At 71.0% G+C, this 19,416-nt stretch carries 15 protein-coding genes and 1 tRNA gene; 9 read left to right on the plus strand and 7 right to left on the minus strand.

All coding sequences use genetic code 11. The annotated features are described in order from the left end of the window. Nucleotides 1-118 precede the first annotated feature (118 nt). The 3 genes from IM697_RS07635 (at nt 119) to IM697_RS07645 (ending at nt 2,932) form a co-directional block, all read left to right on the plus strand. Nucleotides 119-1,096, plus strand: a complete 978-nt coding sequence (locus IM697_RS07635) for a ScbA/BarX family gamma-butyrolactone biosynthesis protein (protein ID WP_228044554.1) — start codon at nt 119-121, stop codon at nt 1,094-1,096. 79 nt (nt 1,097-1,175) lie between these two features. Then, nucleotides 1,176-2,141, plus strand: a complete 966-nt coding sequence (locus IM697_RS07640; protein WP_194045916.1) for an NAD-dependent epimerase/dehydratase family protein — start codon at nt 1,176-1,178, stop codon at nt 2,139-2,141. After that, the gene (locus IM697_RS07645) at nt 2,138-2,932 is read left to right on the plus strand and encodes an SDR family oxidoreductase (protein WP_194045918.1); all 795 of its coding nucleotides are present in this window, start codon (nt 2,138-2,140) and stop codon (nt 2,930-2,932) included. The genes IM697_RS07640 and IM697_RS07645 overlap by 4 nt, the downstream gene beginning before the upstream one ends. A gap of 210 nt (nt 2,933-3,142) precedes the next feature. Here IM697_RS07645 and IM697_RS44510 read toward each other — a convergent pair whose 3' ends face one another. The 4 genes from IM697_RS44510 to IM697_RS07655 form a co-directional block, all read right to left on the minus strand. Next, nucleotides 3,143-3,418 carry a hypothetical protein gene (locus tag IM697_RS44510; RefSeq protein ID WP_228044556.1) on the minus strand — a complete coding sequence of 92 codons (276 nt, stop codon included), beginning with the start codon at nt 3,416-3,418 and terminating at the stop codon, nt 3,143-3,145. Then, nucleotides 3,415-3,921: an alcohol dehydrogenase catalytic domain-containing protein gene (locus IM697_RS44515; protein ID WP_228044894.1), complete on the minus strand. Its 507-nt coding sequence runs from the start codon at nt 3,919-3,921 to the stop codon at nt 3,415-3,417. Before IM697_RS44515 ends, IM697_RS44510 begins: the two co-directional genes overlap by 4 nt. Next, nucleotides 3,849-4,850, minus strand: coding sequence for a chorismate-binding protein (locus IM697_RS44520; protein WP_228044558.1), 1,002 nt, complete (start codon nt 4,848-4,850; stop codon nt 3,849-3,851). Before IM697_RS44520 ends, IM697_RS44515 begins: the two co-directional genes overlap by 73 nt. Nucleotides 4,851-5,158: 308 nt before the next feature. Beyond that, nucleotides 5,159-6,685, minus strand: coding sequence for an MFS transporter (locus tag IM697_RS07655; protein WP_194045920.1), 1,527 nt, complete (start codon nt 6,683-6,685; stop codon nt 5,159-5,161). A 121-nt stretch (nt 6,686-6,806) separates the two neighbouring features. Between IM697_RS07655 and IM697_RS07660 the strand changes: the two genes are divergently transcribed. Further along, complete coding sequence (locus tag IM697_RS07660; RefSeq protein ID WP_194045922.1) at nt 6,807-7,379, plus strand: TetR/AcrR family transcriptional regulator; 573 nt, start codon at nt 6,807-6,809, stop codon at nt 7,377-7,379. 464 nt (nt 7,380-7,843) lie between these two features. On the opposite strand, the gene IM697_RS07665 is transcribed toward IM697_RS07660, so the two are convergent. Beyond that, nucleotides 7,844-9,769: a TerD family protein gene (locus IM697_RS07665; RefSeq protein WP_194045924.1), complete on the minus strand. Its 1,926-nt coding sequence runs from the start codon at nt 9,767-9,769 to the stop codon at nt 7,844-7,846. A 305-nt stretch (nt 9,770-10,074) separates the two neighbouring features. Beyond that, nucleotides 10,075-10,147: transfer RNA gene (locus tag IM697_RS07670), tRNA-Arg, on the minus strand. Nucleotides 10,148-10,468: 321 nt separating this feature from the next. On the opposite strand from IM697_RS07670, the gene IM697_RS07675 reads away from it, so the two are divergent. The 4 genes from IM697_RS07675 to IM697_RS07690 all read left to right on the plus strand — a co-directional run bounded on the left by IM697_RS07675 (nt 10,469) and on the right by IM697_RS07690 (nt 16,911). Further along, nucleotides 10,469-12,076, plus strand: coding sequence for a dynamin family protein (locus tag IM697_RS07675; protein ID WP_194045926.1), 1,608 nt, complete (start codon nt 10,469-10,471; stop codon nt 12,074-12,076). A 3-nt stretch (nt 12,077-12,079) separates the two neighbouring features. After that, nucleotides 12,080-14,512, plus strand: coding sequence for a YfjP family GTPase (locus tag IM697_RS07680; protein WP_194045928.1), 2,433 nt, complete (start codon nt 12,080-12,082; stop codon nt 14,510-14,512). A 218-nt stretch (nt 14,513-14,730) separates the two neighbouring features. Continuing rightward, a complete protein-coding gene (locus tag IM697_RS07685; RefSeq protein ID WP_194045930.1) occupies nt 14,731-15,219 on the plus strand; it encodes a single-stranded DNA-binding protein in 489 nt (162 codons plus the stop codon). 261 nt (nt 15,220-15,480) lie between these two features. Next, nucleotides 15,481-16,911, plus strand: a complete 1,431-nt coding sequence (locus tag IM697_RS07690) for a Cys-Gln thioester bond-forming surface protein (RefSeq protein WP_194045932.1) — start codon at nt 15,481-15,483, stop codon at nt 16,909-16,911. 257 nt (nt 16,912-17,168) lie between these two features. On the opposite strand, the gene IM697_RS07695 is transcribed toward IM697_RS07690, so the two are convergent. After that, entirely contained in the window at nt 17,169-17,468 is a 300-nt protein-coding gene (locus IM697_RS07695; RefSeq protein WP_194045933.1) for a hypothetical protein, read from the minus strand. A gap of 279 nt (nt 17,469-17,747) precedes the next feature. Between IM697_RS07695 and ettA the strand changes: the two genes are divergently transcribed. After that, nucleotides 17,748-19,412 (plus strand): energy-dependent translational throttle protein EttA, encoded by a 1,665-nt coding sequence (gene ettA / locus IM697_RS07700; RefSeq protein ID WP_194045935.1) that lies wholly within the window; start codon nt 17,748-17,750, stop codon nt 19,410-19,412. Nucleotides 19,413-19,416: the final 4 nt, after the last annotated feature.

Consider the following 19,416-nt stretch of genomic DNA (forward strand, 5'->3'; position numbering starts at 1 on the left):
CGTGTGCACGCCGGCGCGCTACGTGGCGTATTGAAAAGAAAACCGGATCACACGTAGGTTACTCGGCGGGCGGGAGCGCCTCGCTCTGGCGAATGACTCGGGGGGAGCCATGGACCACGTGCGATCTCTTGACGCCTCGGCACGGGACGAGCAAACCGCGGGCCCCGCCGGACCCGCCCCCGCGACTGCCGGATGGCACACGGAGATAAGCGGCGAGCACGTGCACCGGCCCGACGCGCGGGACGCCTTCCCCACCGCCTGGCGCCGACTGGACGACACCCGCTTCCAGGTCCGGGCCCGCTGGCCGCGACGGCACCGGTTCTTCACCGAGGTGGCCGGACGCTTCCAGGACCCCCTGCTGATACCGGAGATACTGCGCCAGGGCTCGATGCTGCTGGCCCACGCCGCGTTCGCGGTGCCCATCGGCGACCGGTTCGTGATGCAGCGCATCCGGTACTCGGCGGCGCCGGCCGGGCTGGTGCTCGACCGGTCCTCCGAGGACGCCGTCGCCGACTTCACCTGCGGTGACGTACGACGTCGCGGCCGTCGCCTGGCGGGCATGCGCTGTGCGATGGTGCTGCGCCGGCAGGGCCGGGTCGTCGCCACCGCCGACGGGCGGCTCGACTGCGTCACGGACCGGGCCTACCGCCGACTGCGCGGTGAGCGGCTGTCGTTGACCGGCTGCTCCGTACCGCTGCTGCCCGCACTGCCGCCCGGGGCGGTCGGTCGGAGGGACACCGCGGCCGTCGTCCTCGCCCCCTCCCCGCGCCCGGGCGCCTGGCAGCTCAGGGTCAACACCGCGCATCCCACCCTGTTCCGCAGGCCGAACGACCATGTGCCCGGCTTCGTGCTGCTGGAGGCCGCCCGCCAGGCCGCGACGGCCTTCTCGCTCTTCCCCGGCCTCATGGTCGTCACCGACATGGACATGGTCTTCGCCCGGTACGCCGAACTCGACAGCCCCTGCTGGATCGAGGCCGACCCTCTGCCGAAGGACGACCCCGACCCGGCCACGGTCCAGGTGCGCGGCCTCCAGGACGACGCCGAGGTCTTCAGCTGTACGGTGACGGCCGCGGCGTCCGGACCGGTGGACCGCTGACGACTTACGGCTGACGACTGACGGGACTTACGACTGACCGCGGTGTTGCGGATCGCCGGCCGAGAAGGAGGCCCTCACCTTGCCACCACGCATCCTCGTCACCGGGGGAAGCGGCTTCGTCGGGGGCCATGTCCTCGCCGCCCTGCGGGAGCTGAGCGAAGCCGGGCAGGACACGGACACCGCACCGTCCCGCCTCCGGCTCCTGCTGCGCACCCCCGCGAGCCCGCCACCGGACACCACCCCGGCGGCGGACATCGTGCGCGGGGACCTCGCCGACCCGGGGTCGCTGCGCGGTGTCTGCGACGGCGTCGACGTCGTACTGCACTGCGCCTCCCACATCGGCGACGACGAACGGCGCACCGAGACCGTCAACGACCACGGCACCCGCGCGCTGGTCGAGGAGGCGACGCGGTCCGGCGTGGCCCGCGTGGTCTACGTCAGTACGGCCGCGGTCTACGGCCGGGGGCCCTTCACCGACGCGCACCCGGCCGACCTGACGCTCGCACCCGCCTCGGCGACCAGCCGCTCCCGCGCCGCCGCCGAGCGGCATGTGCTGGACGCGGGCGGGGTCGTGCTGCGCCCGCACCTGGTGCTCGGGACGGGCGACCGCTGGGTCGTGCCCGGGCTGGCCGCCCTGCTGGGAGCGCTGTCGGCGGGCCTGAAGGACTGCACGGCGCGCCATTCCGTGGTCGACGTACGGGCGTTGGGGCGCGCGGTGGTCGCCGCCGGCCTGTCGGCCCGCGACCTGGCGGGCGCGCACCACGTCAACCACCCGCACCCCGTGGACAGTTCGATCCTCCTCGACACGGTGGCCGACCGCCTCGGCCTACGACTTCCGGGCGCACCCCTGAACCTCGACGAGGCACGATCACGACTCGCCGGCCAGCCGCGCGCGCTGCACCACCTCGGGATGCTCGCGGTGGACCACTGGTTCGCGGACGGCGGTTTCTGGGCGGACGTCGGGGTCGATCCCGGGGTGGGGTTCGCGGGGAGCGTGGCGGAGCATGCCGCGTGGTACCGGGAGTTCCTGGGGAGGCCTTCGTGAATACCAAACGCACACTGACGGGCAAGATCGCACTGGTCACCGGAGCCGGCCGGGGAATCGGCAGAGGCATCGCCGAGCGACTCGCCCGCGACGGGGCGCTGGTCGGCGTCCACTACGGCCACAGTGAGAGCGCGGCGCTGGACGTCGTCGCGGAGATACGCAAGAACGGCGGCCGGGCCTTCCCGGTCGGGGCGGAACTCGGGGTGCCGGGCGACGCCGACGCCGTCTTCGCGGCCTTCGACGCCGGGGTGCGGGAGCAGACGGACACGGACACAGCGGCCGACGGTGCGGATTCGCTCGACATCCTCGTGAACAACGCGGGCGTGAGCGGTTCGGGACCGATCGGGCAGGCGGTTCCCGAGGTCTTCGACCGCATGATCGCCGTCAACGCCAAGGCACCGTTCTTCCTCGTGCAGGGCGCGCTGCCGCGGATGCGGGACGGCGGGCGTGTCATCAACATCTCCTCGCTGGCCTCACGGCGCGCCTTCCCCGAGTCCGTCGCGTACGCGATGTCCAAGGGGGCGCTGAACACGATGACCCTGTGCCTGGCGAAGGAACTCGCCGGACGCGGCATCACCGTCAACACGGTCGGACCCGGTTTCATCGAGACGGACATGAACGCCCGGCGCCGGACGACACCGCAGGCGCGGGCCGCCCTTGCCGCGCGCTCCGCCTTCGACCGGATCGGCATGCCTTCCGATGTGGCGGACGTGGTGGCGTTCCTCGCCTCGGACGACTCCCGCTGGGTCACGGGGCAGTACCTCGATGCCAGTGGCGGGACCGATCTGTGACGGTCGTCCGGCAGGGGTGACACCCGCGACGGGACGTTCAGGGCGGCCCGCGCCAACTCCCGGACCAGGGACTGCCGGATGGCAGGGGTGGAGCGCAGCCGTCGACGGAACCGGCGTAGGCCCGCAGTCGGCCCTGCTCCAAGGCAGCGGTGGAGAAGCGGCCGCGGCGCTCGTGCGTCGCCCCTGGGCTCGGCCTTTCTGCAGGTCCAGTCAGGGCTTGACGACCACCTTCCCGGCGGCATCACCGGCGGCCATGCGCATCAGCCCGGCAGCCACGATGTCCTCCAGACTGATGACCGCGTCGAGTGACGTGGAGGCGATGTGCGGATGATCGTTGAGCAAGGCGAGCGCCTCCGGCAAGTCCTGGTCGCAGATGTGCACCTTTGACGTCGACATCCGGATCTCATCGAGGACAAGCCTGGTCAGGTTCAAGGGCGACGGGTCACGGTGCAGGCCGACCAGCCGGATGTGGCCGCCGCGACTCACCCCCTTCGTGGCGGTTTCAAGACCTCGTGGGAACCGATGCCGCCCAGCCCGATCACGGCGACTTTCACGCCCGGTTCCGCTTCGGTGCCGCGTACCGCGTGCAGAGCGGCGGCGAGCGGCTGGGCCATGATCGCGACGTCAGCCGGGCAGCTTCCGACGGAGCGGCTGATGCGCGCGGGCACGTTCACCCGCTGGGCGAGACCACCATCCACGTGCAGTCCCACCGTGTAGTACCCGGCACAGAGGTTGGTCCGGCCCGCGCGGCACCACCGGCACGTCCCACAGGAGACGCCCGAACCCGGCACGACCACGTCACCGGCGGTCAGCTCAGTGACCTTCGCTCCGACGTCCACCACCCGCCCGACCATCTCGTGGCCCAGGACCAGCGGGCCGACATGGCCGCTGGCGGGATGCGGGGTGGTGAGGGGGATCAAGTGCGGCCCAGTGGCGAATTCGTCCGCGTCGGTTCCGCAGATGCTGGCACGCAGGATCTCCAGCTGGATCTCGTGTGCCGCAGCCCGCGTAGAGGGAGGCGGTGCTGTTGCGGACCAGCGCGCTGCTTGAGCCAGTTCAGTGATTCCTCGCGTGGATGTCCGCCGAGGGCGGGTGTGGGGTGGAGGCGTTCGACGAACTGCAGGATCCCGAGTCCGGGCTGGACGTCTTGTCCTTCCACCACCGTCGCCAAGTGCTGAACGTTGGCCAGTTTGAGCACGGTCGGCCCGTTGCCCGCTTCGACGCGCGCGCACGTGGGACGCAGCGCGTTGACGAGCATGCGTACCACGACGTCGTGCTCATGCCGGATCTTCGCGCTGTCCGTCAGCTGCTTCTCGAGTTCGGTGTCGAGCCGGGCCGTCGAGCCACGGGGTGCGGTGCCTGCCAGCCCGAGGGCGCGCACGTTTCTGTCACTCAGACGCACCAGGTACTCGGGTGTGGCACCGATGAAGGTGTGTTCGCCGTGTCCGACGGCGAACACCGTGGCATCGGGGTAGGTGCGGCGCAGCCGCTCCAGCGCCATCGGAAGGTCGAAAGGTATGTCCGTGGTCACCTCGACCTCCCGGGCGAGGACCACCTTTTCGAAGGCGCCGTGGCCGATCTGGTCGACGGCTTGCCCAACCAGGTCCTTCTCCTGCTCGGCAGGGGGCAGTTCACGGGAGGCCGAGGGCTTGCGGGACGGTAGCTGCGGTGCACGATCGACGCGGGTGGCGTCTCCCTCAGGCACGCACTGCTCGGCGCGCAGTTCCGCCATCGGGGAAAGGGCCGTAGAGCCGCGTATCTGCAGGCCCGGCACCCACATCAGTGCCTCGGGAAATGGAGTGGTCCACGGTTTCTCCGCGGTAGCGGCGGTAGCCACAGCGGCGGCGAAGGAGAAGCCGCCGATCAGGACAGGGCCCTGGCCGGTGGGCAGACCGTCACCGGGGTGGCTTCCGGTCACCGCGTCGTGGATCAGCCGCTCCCAGGATCTCCGCGTGGTCGGGATACGGGTGTCGCCGGATGCCGTCAGATCGTGTGCCGTGCCGAGTGCGACCAGCGAGCTGCGGTCCCATGCTGATTGCGGGACGTTCGGTGGACCGCTGGTGGCCCGGAATCGCAGCCTTCATCACCACCGGCCACGGCGAGCGAACTCGCTGACCTGGTCGTGCTCGACGAGGCGCGCCGGCAGAGGCGTCCGACGGCATCGACGCCAGAGTGTCGCTGGACCGCGTCCGTCGGATGTCACGTTCGCGGTAGGGGCAGAAGCGCCTACTCGACCGATTCCGGTTCGGTACCGGCCGTCGCGGGGGCGCGGCGAGCGGCCGTGGCGGGACCGGGCTCGGAAGCGGTGGGGGGTTCCTGGCTGCGGGTGTTGGTGGTGCCCAGGGCGATCAGGGAGGCCACGAGCAGGGCGAGGCTCGTGGCGAGGATCGCTCGTTGGAATCCTGAGGTGAGCGCTTCCGCGGGGGCGGTGTGCGCGGCGAGCAGGTCGTCGGTGCGCGCGGTGGCGATGGCGGAGAAGACGGCCAGCCCGAGCGCGGCGCCGATCTGCAGCGAGGTGTTGAGCAGGCCGGCGGCGAGTCCGGCCTTGTTCGCGGGCACTCCCGCGTTGGCGGCGGCGGTGACGGTGGTGAAGATCGCGCCCAGTCCGAACGACATGACCGCGAGGCCGGGCAGCAGATCGGCGAGGTAGGAGCCGTCGACGGGGACGCGGGAGAGGTAGTACATGCCGCCGGCCGCCACGAGCGCGCCGGCGACGATGACGGGCCGGGTGCCGATCCGCGGGATGAGCTGGGCGGACACCCCCGCCGCGATGCCGATGCCGACCGTGACGGGAAGGTAGGCGGAGCCGGCCTGGATGGGTGAGTAGCCGAGCACGTTCTGCATGTACAGGGTGAGGAAGAAGAACAGTGAGATGAACCCGGCGAATGCGATCAGCTGGGTGGCGTCGGCGGCGGCCAGGCCCTTGATGCGGAGGATGGAGAAGGGGAACAGGGGGGTGCGGGCGCGTCGTTCGTTGAACGCGAAGGCGGCGAGGAGGATCCCGGCGGTGGCGAGTTCACCGATGGTGTGGGCGTTGCCCCAGCCGACTTCGGGTGCTCGTACGAGCGCGTAGACGAGCAGCAGCATGCCGCCGGTGACGAGGATCGCGCCGGGCAGGTCGAACGTGGCCGGGCGGGCGGGCCGCCGCTCGCCCGGTATCAGGCGGAAGGCCGCGACCAGCACGTACGCGCACACGGGGATGTTCACGAAGAGCACCCAGCGCCAGCCGGGCCCTTCCGAGAGCACGCCGCCCAGGAAGACACCGGTGGCGGCGGCGAGTCCGCTGACCGCTCCCCACACACCGAGTGCCTTGGCCCTCTCGCGGCCCTCGGTGAAGGTGGTGGTGAGGATCGACAGCCCGGCGGGGGCCATCATCGCCGCCCCGATCCCCTGGACGATCCGGGCCCCGATCAGCGTGCCGCTGTCCGGGGCCAGCCCTCCGACCAGCGAGCACACGGCGAACAGGGATGTACCGGCGACGAGCATGCGGCGGCGCCCGAGCAGATCGGCCGCGCGGCCGCCGAGGAGCAGGAAGCCACCGAAGGTGAGGACGTAACCGCTGATCACCCACTGCAGGTTCTGCTGAGAGAAGCCGAGGTCGTGCCGGATGGATGGCAGCGCGACGTTCACGATCGAGGAGTCGACGATGTCCAGGAACTGGACCGCGCACAGGAGCAGCAGCGTGAAGACACCGCGGCGAGTGGCGAGGAAGGGCGGTTCGGAGACGGGCGGTTCGGAAGCAGTCGGCGCCATGGCGGGAGACCTCCAGTGGATCCGCGAGCGATATGTCGGTGAGTCGCGCGCTTGTTAGTTAGTTGACTCACTAACTCGCACGCTAGCAGCAAGTCCCTCGCTTCGCTATCCTCTGAGTGAGATGACTGACTCAGCCAAACGGGATCGCGGCAAACGGGAGCGCCTCGTCGCCGGCGCCGGCGATCTCGTACACCGCCAGGGCGTCCTGGGTGTCACGCTCGCGCAGGTCGCCGAGGCGGCGCACGTCCCGCCGGGCAACGTGTACTACTACTTCAAGACCAAGGACGACCTGCTCCGTGCGGTCGTCGAGGCACGGATCGGCGAAGTCCGGGCCATGCTCCACTCGTTCGACGCGCACGCCGACCCCAGCGCCCGCCTCAAAGCGCTCGCGGGCCGGTGGGTCGAGATGCACGACCTCGTCGCCCGCTACGGCTGTCCACTGGGCACCCTCAGCGAGGAGCTCGGCCGCCGGGACGACGGTCTCGACCGCGAGGCAGCGCAGCTGATGGGTCTCATCCTCGACTGGGCGGAAGCCCAGTTCCGCCGGATGAACACCGCCGACCCGCGCGAGTGCGCTGTCGGTCTCCTCGCCGGCGTGCAGGGAGGCGCGCTCTTGGCCCACGCCCTGCGCGACCCGGCCCTCCTTGCCGACCACGTGCGCCGCCTCCAGGAGTGGATCGACTCACTGGTGTGAATCAGACCCGGTCGGCTGAGCGGTCCTGGCGCGCCTTGCCGGAAGAACTGCCTCTGAGCCTCGGAGGCGTCCCTGCAATGGGACGGCCTCCAGCCGGGCGACCTTTTCCCCGGCGAGAAGGGCGGGCTGCCGGCCGGATCGGTCTTCCGCCGAGCCTGGAACAAGGCCCGCGTCTACGACCTGCGCCACACCTGCCTGACCACCTGGCTCAACAGCGGCATCCCGCCCGCCCGGGTCGCCGAGTGGGCAGGCAGGCAACACCGTCCCTGTCCTGCTCGCCACCTACGCCCGCTGCATCACGGGCCGGCTCGCCGAGCTCCAGCAGCGCATCGAAGGCCCCAGCGACTGCCCGCCGGGCCGTCCCCCGGCATGCCGGTGCCCAAGCCTGGATCCACGTTCGCACCGCGTCGCCGGGCCTGACCCGGGCGCAGGGACGCGCAGATCTCCGCTTCCGGCGCCGGCGTTCACTCGGCGATGTCGACTCCGTATCCGCGTGCGAGGGCGTCGAGACCGTGGTCGTAGCCTTGGCCGACGGCTCGTAGGCGCCACACCGGACCTCTGCGGTAGATCTCCGCGAGCAGCATGGTGCGTTCGGTGGTGGCGGCGTCCAGGGTTGCCCGGGCGAGCGGTGCCCCGCGACTACCGGGCGCGGCACCGATCTGGATCGCACCGACCGTCCCGAAGGTGGCGGCGCCGTCAATGGCCGCGGCGACGACAACCTTGCGCGTCGCGGGCGGCAGGGAGGCCAGGTTGAGGGCGATGGTCTGTTCGGCAGGGCCGCCGGTCAGCAGTCGTACCGTTCCGGCGGGGCTCTCAGGAGCGCCGTAGAAGATGAAGTCCTCGTCGAAGGTGACCTGTTCGTCCTCGTCGAGGAGGAAGGCGACGACGTCGATCTCATAGCCGGACCGCGAGGCCCAGCCAGCGGTGACATACCACTCCTGCGTGGGTCTGCCGTGCGGCGTGGGCAGGTCGATGACACCGCCTCTCGGCATCACGTGCGGCTCCTGAGGCCGGAGCGCCGCCTCGGCCGGGGCGGTGGCGGTCGGAGCGGTGGCGGTCGGAGCGGTGAGCCAGTGGAGGTCGTGCACGGGGAGTCCGAGGGCGGTGATGCGGCTCATGCGCTGGTCGCCCTGCCCTCCCTCCAGGAGTACGACGTCGGTGACGCTGGCGGACAGGTTGACCGCCGCGGATCCGCCCAGTTCGACGATGCGGGTACGAGCCGCCGCGGCATCGGCATGGATGCCGCCGAGCACCAGCACTCGATGCCCGGCCAGAGGCCTGTCCAAGGTGACGACGGAGGGCACCGGTTGGCGCGGAGCGGGTACCCCCGCACCGGGTGCGGCCGTGGGCGGAGCTGCGGCTTCCGGGGCGGGTACGGCAGAGGTCGTGGTGGGCGCCAACTCCACGGGTGTGCCGACGGGTTCTGGTTCCGGCTCGGCCACCAGGGCGACGGTGACGGCCGTCGCCTCATGCGCCGTCCCCGGTCGTACGTCGGCCAGTAACCGCAGGAAGGCGTGCTCGTCGATAACCGGCACGCCTTCGGCGACTGCGCGTCGGGCCTTTGCCGAACCGGACGCCGGTTCATTGGTGACCAGCACGCTGGTGTGCCGGCTGACGGTGGTCATCATGTTCAGCCCGGCGGCGACCGCCCGCCCGACCAGCTCCGCCCGGGCATGGGCGGTCTCACCGGTGATCGCGACCTTCATACCCTGCTGGAGAGGCCCGCCGGGAGTCAGCCGTCCCGGATTGCGGTAGGCGCAGGGAGTCTTCGGCGGCTTCGGCGTGAACTGCGACTCCGCCCGGGGCGGGCAGGTCACCAGCGGCAGGGGCAGATCGAGCCGCGCCGCCTCGCGCAGCGACGCCCGCAGGATCCCGGCCAGCACTCGGGTGTCGTCCAGCGCATCGTGCGCCCGCTGCTGGGGGACGCCGTAATGGGCGGCGAGGGTGCCGAGCTTCATGTCGTCCGTCGGCGGATCCACCTGGCGATTGAGCGCCAGGGTGCACAGCCGCTGCGACACCGGCAGCCACATCCGCGCACGGGCGAACTCGTAGGCCAGGAAGTCGTAGTCGAACTGGGCGTTGTGGGCGACCAGGACCCGGTCCTGAAGCATCGCCCCGATCCGCCCGGCGACCTGGTCGAACGTCGGCGCACCGCGCAGTCGCTCGACGGTCAGCCCGTGCACCTCCACCGGTCCCGGATCACACCCTGGATCGAGCAGCGTCGAGAACTCCCCGGTCTGCTCGCCGTCCGGGCCGATCGTGATCACCGCGACGGACAGCACGCGATCTCGCCGGGCTGTGAGACCCGACGTCTCCACATCAACCAAGGCCCAGTCGTAGGCGTAGTCGCCCATCGCGGGCACATCGAAGGAGGTGGAGACGAGACTCATGGCGGCAAGGATGATCTGACATCCATCCCTCCTTCAACCCGTATGCCGATTTGCCATCGTTTGGTTCGCCCTCTTCGCGCCAGCGGTCACGGAGGGCCTCTGGCGGCGCCTGGGAATCCGAGCCTTGACTTGGGGAAGTTTTCGGGAAGAACACCCGCTGCGGGCCGGACGAAATCGTTTCCCCAGCCGGACACTCGCCGACTCCGTCCGAGGGCCCACCCGCACCCGCGAAGCTGCTCCGCCGAGCCCGATAAACAGCCTCTGAACAGCAAAAACGCCCTCCCGATGGGAGGGCGGAGACTGGGCGCCCCCGGCAGGACTCGAACCTGCGGCCAAGCGCTTAGAAGGCGCCTGCTCTATCCACTGAGCTACGGGGGCCGGTCGTGGTGGCCTCTGTCGTGGTGCCCGGGTGTGGGCTGATCCGTGACGTTGCCGGGGACAAGGATAGGGCTCCCGCATCCGTGTCCCTGTTGCTTCGCCTCCGTGGCTCGATGTGGAGGTTCGGTGAAGCGGTCCTGATAATCGCAGGCAGGTACGAATCGTGCACCGCTTTTGGCCTCTCGCGCCTCCGGTGTTGTGCACTCGTTATGCCTGGACTGTGCCCGTGTCCCGGTCGCCCCTTCCGTCCCTTGTGTCCTATCGGCGCGCAGACATGCTCATATGCTTCAGAATTCCCCTAAAATTGGGCATTCTTCGCATGTGGTGACCTTGGACGTACGGCCTCAGCTGCTCGACGCACTCTCCGCCCTGCGCGACCGTGTCGCGGCCGCACGCTTCCCGCTGCCCCTGGCGGGGGCGCCACGCGCGCGTGCCAACCGCGACGAACTGCTCGCGCAGCTCGACGACTATTTGGTGCCCCGCCTGAAAGAGCCCGAAGCGCCCTTGCTGGCCGTGGTGGGAGGATCCACCGGCGCCGGCAAGTCGACGCTCGTGAACTCCCTCGTGGGTCGGCGCGTGACGGAGGCGGGCGTACTGCGACCGACCACGCGAAATCCGGTGCTGGTGTGCCACCCGGAGGACCATCACTGGTTCAGCGGGATGCGCGTACTGCCCGACCTCACGCGCGTGTGGGTACCCGAACACGACCCGGGCGAGGAGCTGATGCTGCCCGGTGAGGACGCCGCGCGCGTGCTGCGGATCGAGACCGCCGACAGCCTGCCGGCCGGCCTCGCCCTCCTCGACGCGCCCGACATCGACTCCCTGATCGCCGAGAACCGTGTCCTCGCGGCCCAGCTGATCTGCGCCGCCGACATCTGGATCATGGTCACCACGGCGGCCCGGTACGCCGACGCCGTGCCCTGGCACCTGCTGCGCACCGCCAAGGAGTACGACGCCACCCTCGTGACCGTCCTGGACCGGGTTCCCCACCAGGTCGTGTCCGAGGTCTCCCGGCAGTACGGCGCCCTCCTCACCAAGGCCGGCCTCGGCGACGTACCCCGCTTCACCGTGCCCGAGCTGCCCGAGTCGGCCTGGGGCGGCGGGCTGCTGCCGGCCACGGCGGTGGCCTCGCTGCGCACCTGGCTCACCCATCAGACCCAGGACCCGTCGGCCCGCGAGCACTCCATGGCGCGCACGGCGTACGGCCTCCTCGACTCCCTCAAGGCCCGTGTGCCCGAGCTCGCCAGTGCCGCCGCCGCCCAGTACTCGGCCGCGCTGCGGCTCACCGCCGCCGTGGACAGCGCCTACGACAGCGAGTACGCACGCGTGCGTGCCCGGCTCCAGGCCGGCGCCGTGCTCGCCGGCGACGCCCTCAAGCGCTGGCGCGCCTTCCCGCTCGACTGCTCCGCCGGTGAGCTGCTCGACTCCCTGGTGGAGAGCCTGAGCACCCTCCTGCTGTGCGCCGTCACCGCCGCCGACGAGCGCGTCGACGACGTCTGGCGCCGCGAACCGGCCGCCGCCGCTCCCGAACTGACGGCCCGTGAGCCGAAGTCGGCCGGCGTCGAGCACCGCATCGGCGTGGCCGTACGGCGCTGGCGGCGCGAGCTGGAGGAGTACGCCGAGGACGAGGTGAGCTACCTCGACCGCAGCGTCGCCCCGGACTCCGAGGTCGTCACCGCCCTCGTCGCCACCGCCCTGCTGGGCAGCCGCCGGGCGCGGAACGCGGGGGAGGGGCTCGCCGAGCGGATCGGGGCGCACGGCGCGCTGCGGCTGCGCGACCGGGCCGGACGGCTGCTCACCGAGCACCTCGACCGGGTGATGCACAACGAACGCGAGCGACGGCTCGCCCCGCTCGACGCCCTGGAGGTCCACCCGGATCCCCAGGCCGAACTCATCGCCGCGCTGTCCGTACTGCAGAAGGAGAGGTGACCGGTGACCGCCGTCACTGACCATGACCACACGGAACACGCCGATCAGCAGCAGGAGGACGGCGCCACCAAGGACGACGATCGCGTGAACGACATCCCTGTGGAGCGCGCCTCCACGAACGGCTTCCCCTCGAACGACGATCGCGCGCGCGGTGAGCAGCCCGGCGAGAGCGAGGACTTCGTGGCCGACGACGAGCCGGACAAGCGCAAGCTCTGGCGGAAGCTGGCCAAATGGGACGGCGGTCGGGCGAGCGACGGCCACGCGCGCGTGGAGGCCGACGACACGCCCGCGCGCGAGGACGCCCCCGACTCGGGCGACGGCCATCGGAGGGACGGTGGCGGGGCCGCACGCGCGAGCGTCCCCGACCCCGGCGGCCGCAGGGCCGACTGCGACACGCCCGCGCGCGGGAGCGTCCCCGACCCCGGTGGCCGTGGCCGTAACGAGGGCGGCGGCGCCTCACGTCGTACGGATGCCTCGTCCCGTACGGATGCCTCGTCCCGCAAGGAACCCTCGGCGCGGAAGGAAGTCGCGTCGCGCGAAGAGGCTGCCTCTCGCAAGGAGCCGGCCTCTCGCAGGGAGTCACCGCCACGTACACAGCCAACGTCCCGTACGGAGCCACCGTCCCGTACGGAGTCCCCGTCCCGTCGTAAGGAGTCCGCCTCCCGCCCGGAGTCGTCGGACCGCGCGGAGTCCTCCGTCGGCACGGAGTCCTCCGCCGGTGCGGAGTCCGCGACCCCCTGGGACGACGGCCTGATCGCGCGGCGGGTGAACGAAGGCGTTCCCGCTGAGCCGCCCGCCGTCGTGGAGCCCCGGGCCTCCGCCGGTTCGCAGGTCGTGACGCCGCTCGCGTACGACGGGGCGCTGCGGTCGCGGCTCGACGCGCTGCGTGAACTGGTCGGGCTCTCACGGACCCGGCTGGACAGCAAGACGCTCGGCGACGCGGGCCGGGTGCTCGACGAGGCGGCGGCGCGGCGCAGGCTGTCCGGGCAGCACACGGTCGTCGCCATCGCGGGCGCCACGGGCAGCGGCAAGTCGCAGCTGTTCAACGCGCTCGCCGGGGTGACCATCTCGGAGACGGGCGTACGGCGGCCGACGACCGCCTCGCCCCTGGCGTGCAGTTGGAGCGACGGCGCGGCCGGTCTCATCGACCGGCTCGGCATCCCGCCCCGGCTGCGGCGGCGCCCCGCGCAGAACTCGGTCGCGGACGGGCAGCTGCGCGGGCTGGTCCTGGTCGACCTGCCCGACCACGACTCGGCGGCCGTACAGCACCGCGAACAGGTCGACCGTGTCCTGGGGCTGGTCGACGCCGTCATCTGGGTCGTCGACCCCGAGAAGTACGCCGACGCCGTTCTGCACGAACGCTATCTGCGGCCCATGGCCGGGCATGCCGAGATCATGTTCGTCGTCCTCAACCAGACCGACCGGCTGCCCGGGGAGGCCACCGACCAGGTCCTCGACGACCTGCGGCGGCTGCTCGACGAGGACGGCATCGCGCTCGGCGAGCACGGCGAACCCGGCGCTGTCGTGCTCGCGCTGTCCGCGCTCACCGGGGACGGCGTCGGAGAACTGCGCGAGGCGCTCGGCGAGTTCGTGGCGGAGCGCGGGGCGGCGGCGCGCCGGATCTCGGCCGACGTGGACGCCGCCGGGCTGGGGCTGCGGCCCGTGTACGCGGCCCGTAGGCGGCCCGGGCTCAGCGAGGAGGCGCGCGACGAGTTTTCCGCCAGGCTCGCGGACGCCATCGGCGCCACCGCCGCGGGCGAGGCCGCCGAGCGGGCCTGGCTGCGCAACGCCAACCGCGCGTGCGGGACGCCGTGGCTGCGGCTGTACCGCTGGTACCAGGACCGGAGCGAACCGCCGACGGGGCGGCTGTCCCTGCGGACGCAGACGGACGAGGAGGCCACCGCGCGCCAGCGCGTCGAGCAGGCGGTGCGCACGGTCGCCGAGCGGGCCTCGGCCGGGCTGCCGACGCCATGGGCGCAGGCGGTGCGCGAGGCGGCCGTACGGGGGGCGCAGGGGCTGCCCGAGGCGCTGGACGAGATGGCCGCGCGGGCCGGACTCCCGCCGGGGCGGCCGCCGCGGCCGGGCTGGTGGCCGGCGGCCGTCCTGGTGCAGGCCGCCATGACGATCCTTCAGGTCGTGGGCGGGCTCTGGCTGGTGGCGCAGATCGTCGGGGTCATGGAGCCCAACCTGGGCGTGCCGGTGCTGCTGATGGTGGCCGGCATCGCCGGCGGTCCGCTCGTCGAGTGGGGCTGTCGGATGGCGGCGCGGGGGCCGGCCCGGCGGTACGGACTGGAGGCGGAACGGCGATTGCGGGAGGCGGCGGCCGGGTGCGGGCGGGCCCGGGTGCTGGATCCGGTGGCGGCCGAGCTGCTGCGGTATCGGGAGGTTCGGGAGCAGTACGGGAGGGTGATGGGGGTGGGGACCACGGGGCGGTGAGCCGAGGCGGGGCACCCGTTCGGGTGGCGGAGATATCCACAGGCGGGCGGTGGTCCACAGGGCTCAGCGGGCTCGGCCCGACGGAGGCAGTCTGGCTTCGCGGCGATCGCGGCGATCGCGATGATCGCGACGACGCGGTCGGCCGGACGCTGCCGTACGGGACGGGCCCGTACGCGTATCCGCCCGCCGGGAGCGGCCGGGCGAGGGAGGGGTTCGAGATGAACGAGACGATCATCTGCGCGGTGGGCAATGTGGCGACACAGCCGGTGTACCGGGAGCTGGCGACGGGGCCGTCCGCCCGTTTCCGGCTGGCGGTGACCTCGCGCTACCTGGACCGCGGGAAGAACGAGTGGACCGACGGCCACACCAACTTCTTCACGGTGTGGGCCAACCGCCAGCTCGCCACCAACGCCGCGGCGTCGCTGAACGTGGGCGATCCGGTCGTGGTGCAGGGCAGGCTCAAGGTGCGCTCGGACGTACGGGAGGGGCAGAGCTGGACCTCGGCGGACATCGACGCGCTGGCCATCGGCCACGACCTCGCACGCGGCACGTCGGCGTTCCGGCGCGCGCCCAAGCCGGAGGCGGGGGCGGTCCCGGTGGGCGCCGCGGGGACCGCTGCCGCGCCCGCGCGACCCGAGCCCGACTGGGAGACGCCGCCCGCCGACGGCGAGCCCCAACAGGCCCGGGAGCCCGTTGCGGTGACGTGACGTCAGTCACCAGCGAAACCTGACCGAACTGCGGCTTATCGACGAATGCGCGCCGAACGACCCCGGTGGATTTGTCGATAAGCCCTGCTCGCGAGAGATCTTGACGATAACGATTCCGAGTCGGATCGGCCCTGCGACGGGATCACGGGGAAGGGTGGCGCGCCGCGTCCCTAGGATGCCGGGCATGGCTCTCGGGGCCTGAAGATTCTGCTGGTGGGACCGTACCCCCACGTCAACGGGTCCTGCTCGAAAGGGAATTCTGTGTTTGCTGCGTTCTCAGCGCTGTCGGCGCGTGGGCGAGGGGCGGCCCGCCTCGCCGCCGCGACCCTGGCGTCCGGGCTTGCCGCCGCCACCGTGCTGGCCGGCGCCGGCACCGCGGTGGCCGCACCCGCCGCCGACGCGACAGTGCCGAGCCAGGGCGGCGCGACCGCCACGATAGGCGGCCTGAAGACATACGGCGCCGCGGTCGTCCACGCCGACTCCGGCGACCAGGAGATCTCGGCGGGGCTGTTCGAGATGTCCGTCGACGGCGGCGGCATGCTGCAGACGTACTGCGTCGACATCCACAACCCCACCCAGCGCGGCGCCAAGTACCACGAGACGCCCTGGAGCGGCACCTCGCTCGGCGCCAACAAGGACTCCGGCAAGATCCGCTGGATCCTGCAGAACTCCTACCCGCAGGTCAACGACCTCGCGGCGCTGGCCGGGAAGGCGGGCGTCAAGGGCGGCCTCACCGAGCAGGACGCCGCGGCCGGCACCCAGGTGGCCATCTGGCGCTACTCGGACGGGGTGAAGGTCGACGCCGTCGACCCGCAGGCCGAGCAGCTCGCGGACTATCTGGAGAAGAACGCGCGGGGCGTGGCCGAGCCCGAGGCGTCGCTGAGGCTGGACCCGCCCGCGGTCTCCGGACACGCCGGTGAGCGGCTCGGTCCGGTGACGGTGCACACCAACGCGGACGGCGTGACGCTGACCCCGCCCGCGGACGCCGCCACCAGCGGGGTGCGGATCGTGGACAAGGACGGCAAGGCCGTCACGACCGCCGCGGACGGCGGTCAGGTGTTCTTCGACGTGCCCGAGAAGGCGGCGGACGGACAGGCCGAGCTGACCGTGCAGGCCTCGACGACCGTGCCGGTGGGGCGTGCCTTCGCGGCCGAGAGCCGCAGCCAGACGCAGATCCTGGCCGGCTCCAGCGAGTCGACCGTCTCGGCGACGGCGAGCGCGAGCTGGGCGGAGAGCGGTGCGATACCGGCACTGTCCGCGGCGGAGAACTGCGACAAGGGCGGTGTCGACATCACCGCGGCCAACGAGGGCGACGCGCCGTTCACCTTCGAGCTGCTCGGGATCGAGCACAGCATTCCGGCGGGCACCTCGCGCACGGTGACGGTCCCGCTCCAGGAGGACCAGGCCTACGACTTCACCATCGAGGGGCCGAACGGCTTCCAGAAGCGGTTCACCGGGGTGCTGGACTGCATGACCCAGGTGGGCGAGGCCGACGCGGCGGGCAGCGTCACGCAGACCCTGAGCGAGCCGAGCCCCGCCACGGTCGGTTCGGCGCCCGACGACACCAACCTCGCGGCGACCGGCGGCTCCTCCATGACGCCCCTGATCGCGGGGCTCGCCATCGGCCTGGTGGTGATCGGCGGCGCGGCCCTGATCGTCGTACGCAAGAGGGAGGCCTCGACACAGGAGTGAGCGACTCCTGAGGCCGAACACCGGTCAGGGCCCGATCCATTGCGTGGATCGGGCCCTGATCTTTCCGGGGAGCCGGTGCGGTACGGCGGGCCTCGGTGCGCCGTCATCGGCGGAACAACCCATGGGCCGCCCGTCACAGCCCGTACTCCACCGGTAGGTCTCGCCTGGGACGCACCGGTCCGCACCCGCCCCCACGTCCCACACCGAGATCGTCACGGCATGAGACGTGGCCGGAGTCCCCGTGCCTGGGGCGGGGCTCAGAAGGCGCTGTTGTCGCAGCCCATCGTCGAGCCGATGTGGGTGTCCTGCGCGCCCGTGTTGCCCTCGCCGTTGAGCGCGTTGCCGAGCGCGCCGTTGAGGATGCCGACCTGGCCGAGGACGTCGACGTTCAGGTCGTGCGACTTGCACTGGGAGCTCTGCAGCACACTGACCTTGTCCCCGCCCTTGCCGCCGTGCCCGTGCCCGTCGAAGCCCTGGGCGGTGGCGGTGCCGGCGCTCAGCAGACCGACGCTGCCAAGGGCGACGACCACGACGGCAGCCTTGTGAAGCTTGTGCATGTCATCTCCGATGGAGTGAGGTGGGTGCGATCTGTGGGAGATCGACTTCGTACAGTTACGAGAGGCTAATGTGAAAAATCGGGACATGTCCGAACGGCGCGCCGGGAATCACACCGTTGCCTCGTCCTGCCGCCCGTTCGCGGTCCCCACTCCGGCCCTCGACGGCGAAACCCCAGGTAAGCGCCCCCCGCCCATACTGGTTTCCCCCCAGGGGTGGCGGTCGGGCAAGATGGGGTGTATCTGCCCACTGCCAGATTTCAAGCTGCCGGACGGTTTCTCTTGGCTGAGTTCATTTACACCATGCGCAAGGCGCGCAAGGCGCACGGCGACAAGGTGATCCTCGACGACGTCACCCTGAACTTCCTTCCGGGTGCGAAGATCGGCGTCGTCGGCCCGAACGGTGCCGGTAAGTCGACCGTTCTGAAGATCATGGCGGGCCTCGAGCAGCCGTCGAACGGTGATGCGTTCCTGTCGCCCGGTTACACCGTGGGCATCCTGCTGCAGGAGCCGCCGCTGAACGAGGAGAAGACCGTCCTGGAGAACGTCCAGGAGGGTGTCGCCGAGATCAAGGGCAAGCTCGACCGGTTCAACGAGATCGCCGAGCTGATGGCCACCGACTACTCCGACGCCTTGCTCGACGAGATGGGCAAGCTGCAGGAGGAGCTCGACCACGCGAACGCGTGGGACCTGGACGCCCAGCTCGAGCAGGCCATGGACGCCCTCGGCTGCCCGCCCGGCGACTGGGCCGTCACCAACCTCTCCGGCGGTGAGAAGCGCCGCGTCGCGCTGTGCAAGCTGCTGCTGGAGGCGCCCGACCTGCTGCTGCTCGACGAGCCCACCAACCACCTCGACGCCGAGTCCGTGAACTGGCTGGAGCAGCACCTCGCCAAGTACCCGGGCACCATCGTCGCCGTCACCCACGACCGGTACTTCCTCGACAACGTCGCGGGCTGGATCTGCGAGGTCGACCGCGGCCGGCTGCACGGCTACGAGGGCAACTACTCCAAGTACCTGGAGACCAAGGCCGCCCGCCTCAAGGTCGAGGGGCAGAAGGACGCCAAGCGGCAGAAGCGGCTCAAGGAAGAGCTCGAGTGGGTCCGCTCCAACGCCAAGGGGCGGCAGGCCAAGTCCAAGGCGCGGCTGGCCCGCTACGAGGAGATGGCCGCCGAGGCCGACAAGATGCGGAAGCTGGACTTCGAGGAGATCCAGATCCCGCCGGGTCCGCGGCTCGGCAACGTCGTCGTCGAGATCAACAACCTCAGCAAGGGCTTCGGCGACAAGCTCCTCATCGACGACCTCAGCTTTACGCTGCCGCGCAACGGGATCGTCGGTGTCATCGGGCCGAACGGCGCCGGCAAGACCACCCTGTTCAAGATGATCCAGGGGCTGGAGCAGCCCGACTCCGGCGACATCAAGGTCGGCGACACGGTCAAGATCTCGTACGTCGACCAGAGCCGCGAGAACATCGACCCGAAGAAGACCCTCTGGGCCGTCGTCTCCGACGAGCTCGACTACATCAACGTGGGTCAGGTCGAGATGCCCTCGCGGGCGTACGTCTCCGCGTTCGGGTTCAAGGGCCCCGACCAGCAGAAGGCGGCCGGTGTGCTCTCCGGCGGCGAGCGCAACCGCCTCAACCTCGCGCTCACTCTGAAGCAGGGCGGCAACCTGCTGCTCCTCGACGAGCCCACCAACGACCTGGACGTCGAGACGCTGTCGAGCCTGGAGAACGCTCTTCTCGAGTTCCCCGGGTGTGCCGTGGTCGTCTCCCACGACCGGTGGTTCCTCGACCGCGTCGCCACGCACATCCTCGCCTACGAGGGCGAGTCCAAGTGGTTCTGGTTCGAGGGCAACTTCGAGTCGTACGAGAAGAACAAGATCGAGCGGCTCGGCCCGGACGCGGCCCGTCCGCACCGTGCCACCTACAAGAAGCTGACCCGGGGCTGATCGA

Origin of the sequence: Streptomyces ferrugineus, assembly GCF_015160855.1 — a bacterium.
Lineage (GTDB): Bacteria > Actinomycetota > Actinomycetes > Streptomycetales > Streptomycetaceae > Streptomyces > Streptomyces ferrugineus.

What these genes read in the sequence shown, in the direction of transcription:
- IM697_RS07655 (WP_194045920.1), bottom strand. Translation starts at nt 6,685, where the DNA reads ATGGCGCCGACTGCTTCCGAACCGCCCGTCTCCGAACCGCCCTTCCTC.
- IM697_RS07660 (WP_194045922.1), top strand. Translation starts at nt 6,807, where the DNA reads ATGACTGACTCAGCCAAACGGGATCGCGGCAAACGGGAGCGCCTCGTC.
- IM697_RS07665 (WP_194045924.1), bottom strand. Translation starts at nt 9,769, where the DNA reads ATGAGTCTCGTCTCCACCTCCTTCGATGTGCCCGCGATGGGCGACTAC.
- IM697_RS07685 (WP_194045930.1), top strand. Translation starts at nt 14,731, where the DNA reads ATGAACGAGACGATCATCTGCGCGGTGGGCAATGTGGCGACACAGCCG.
- IM697_RS07695 (WP_194045933.1), bottom strand. Translation starts at nt 17,468, where the DNA reads ATGCACAAGCTTCACAAGGCTGCCGTCGTGGTCGTCGCCCTTGGCAGC.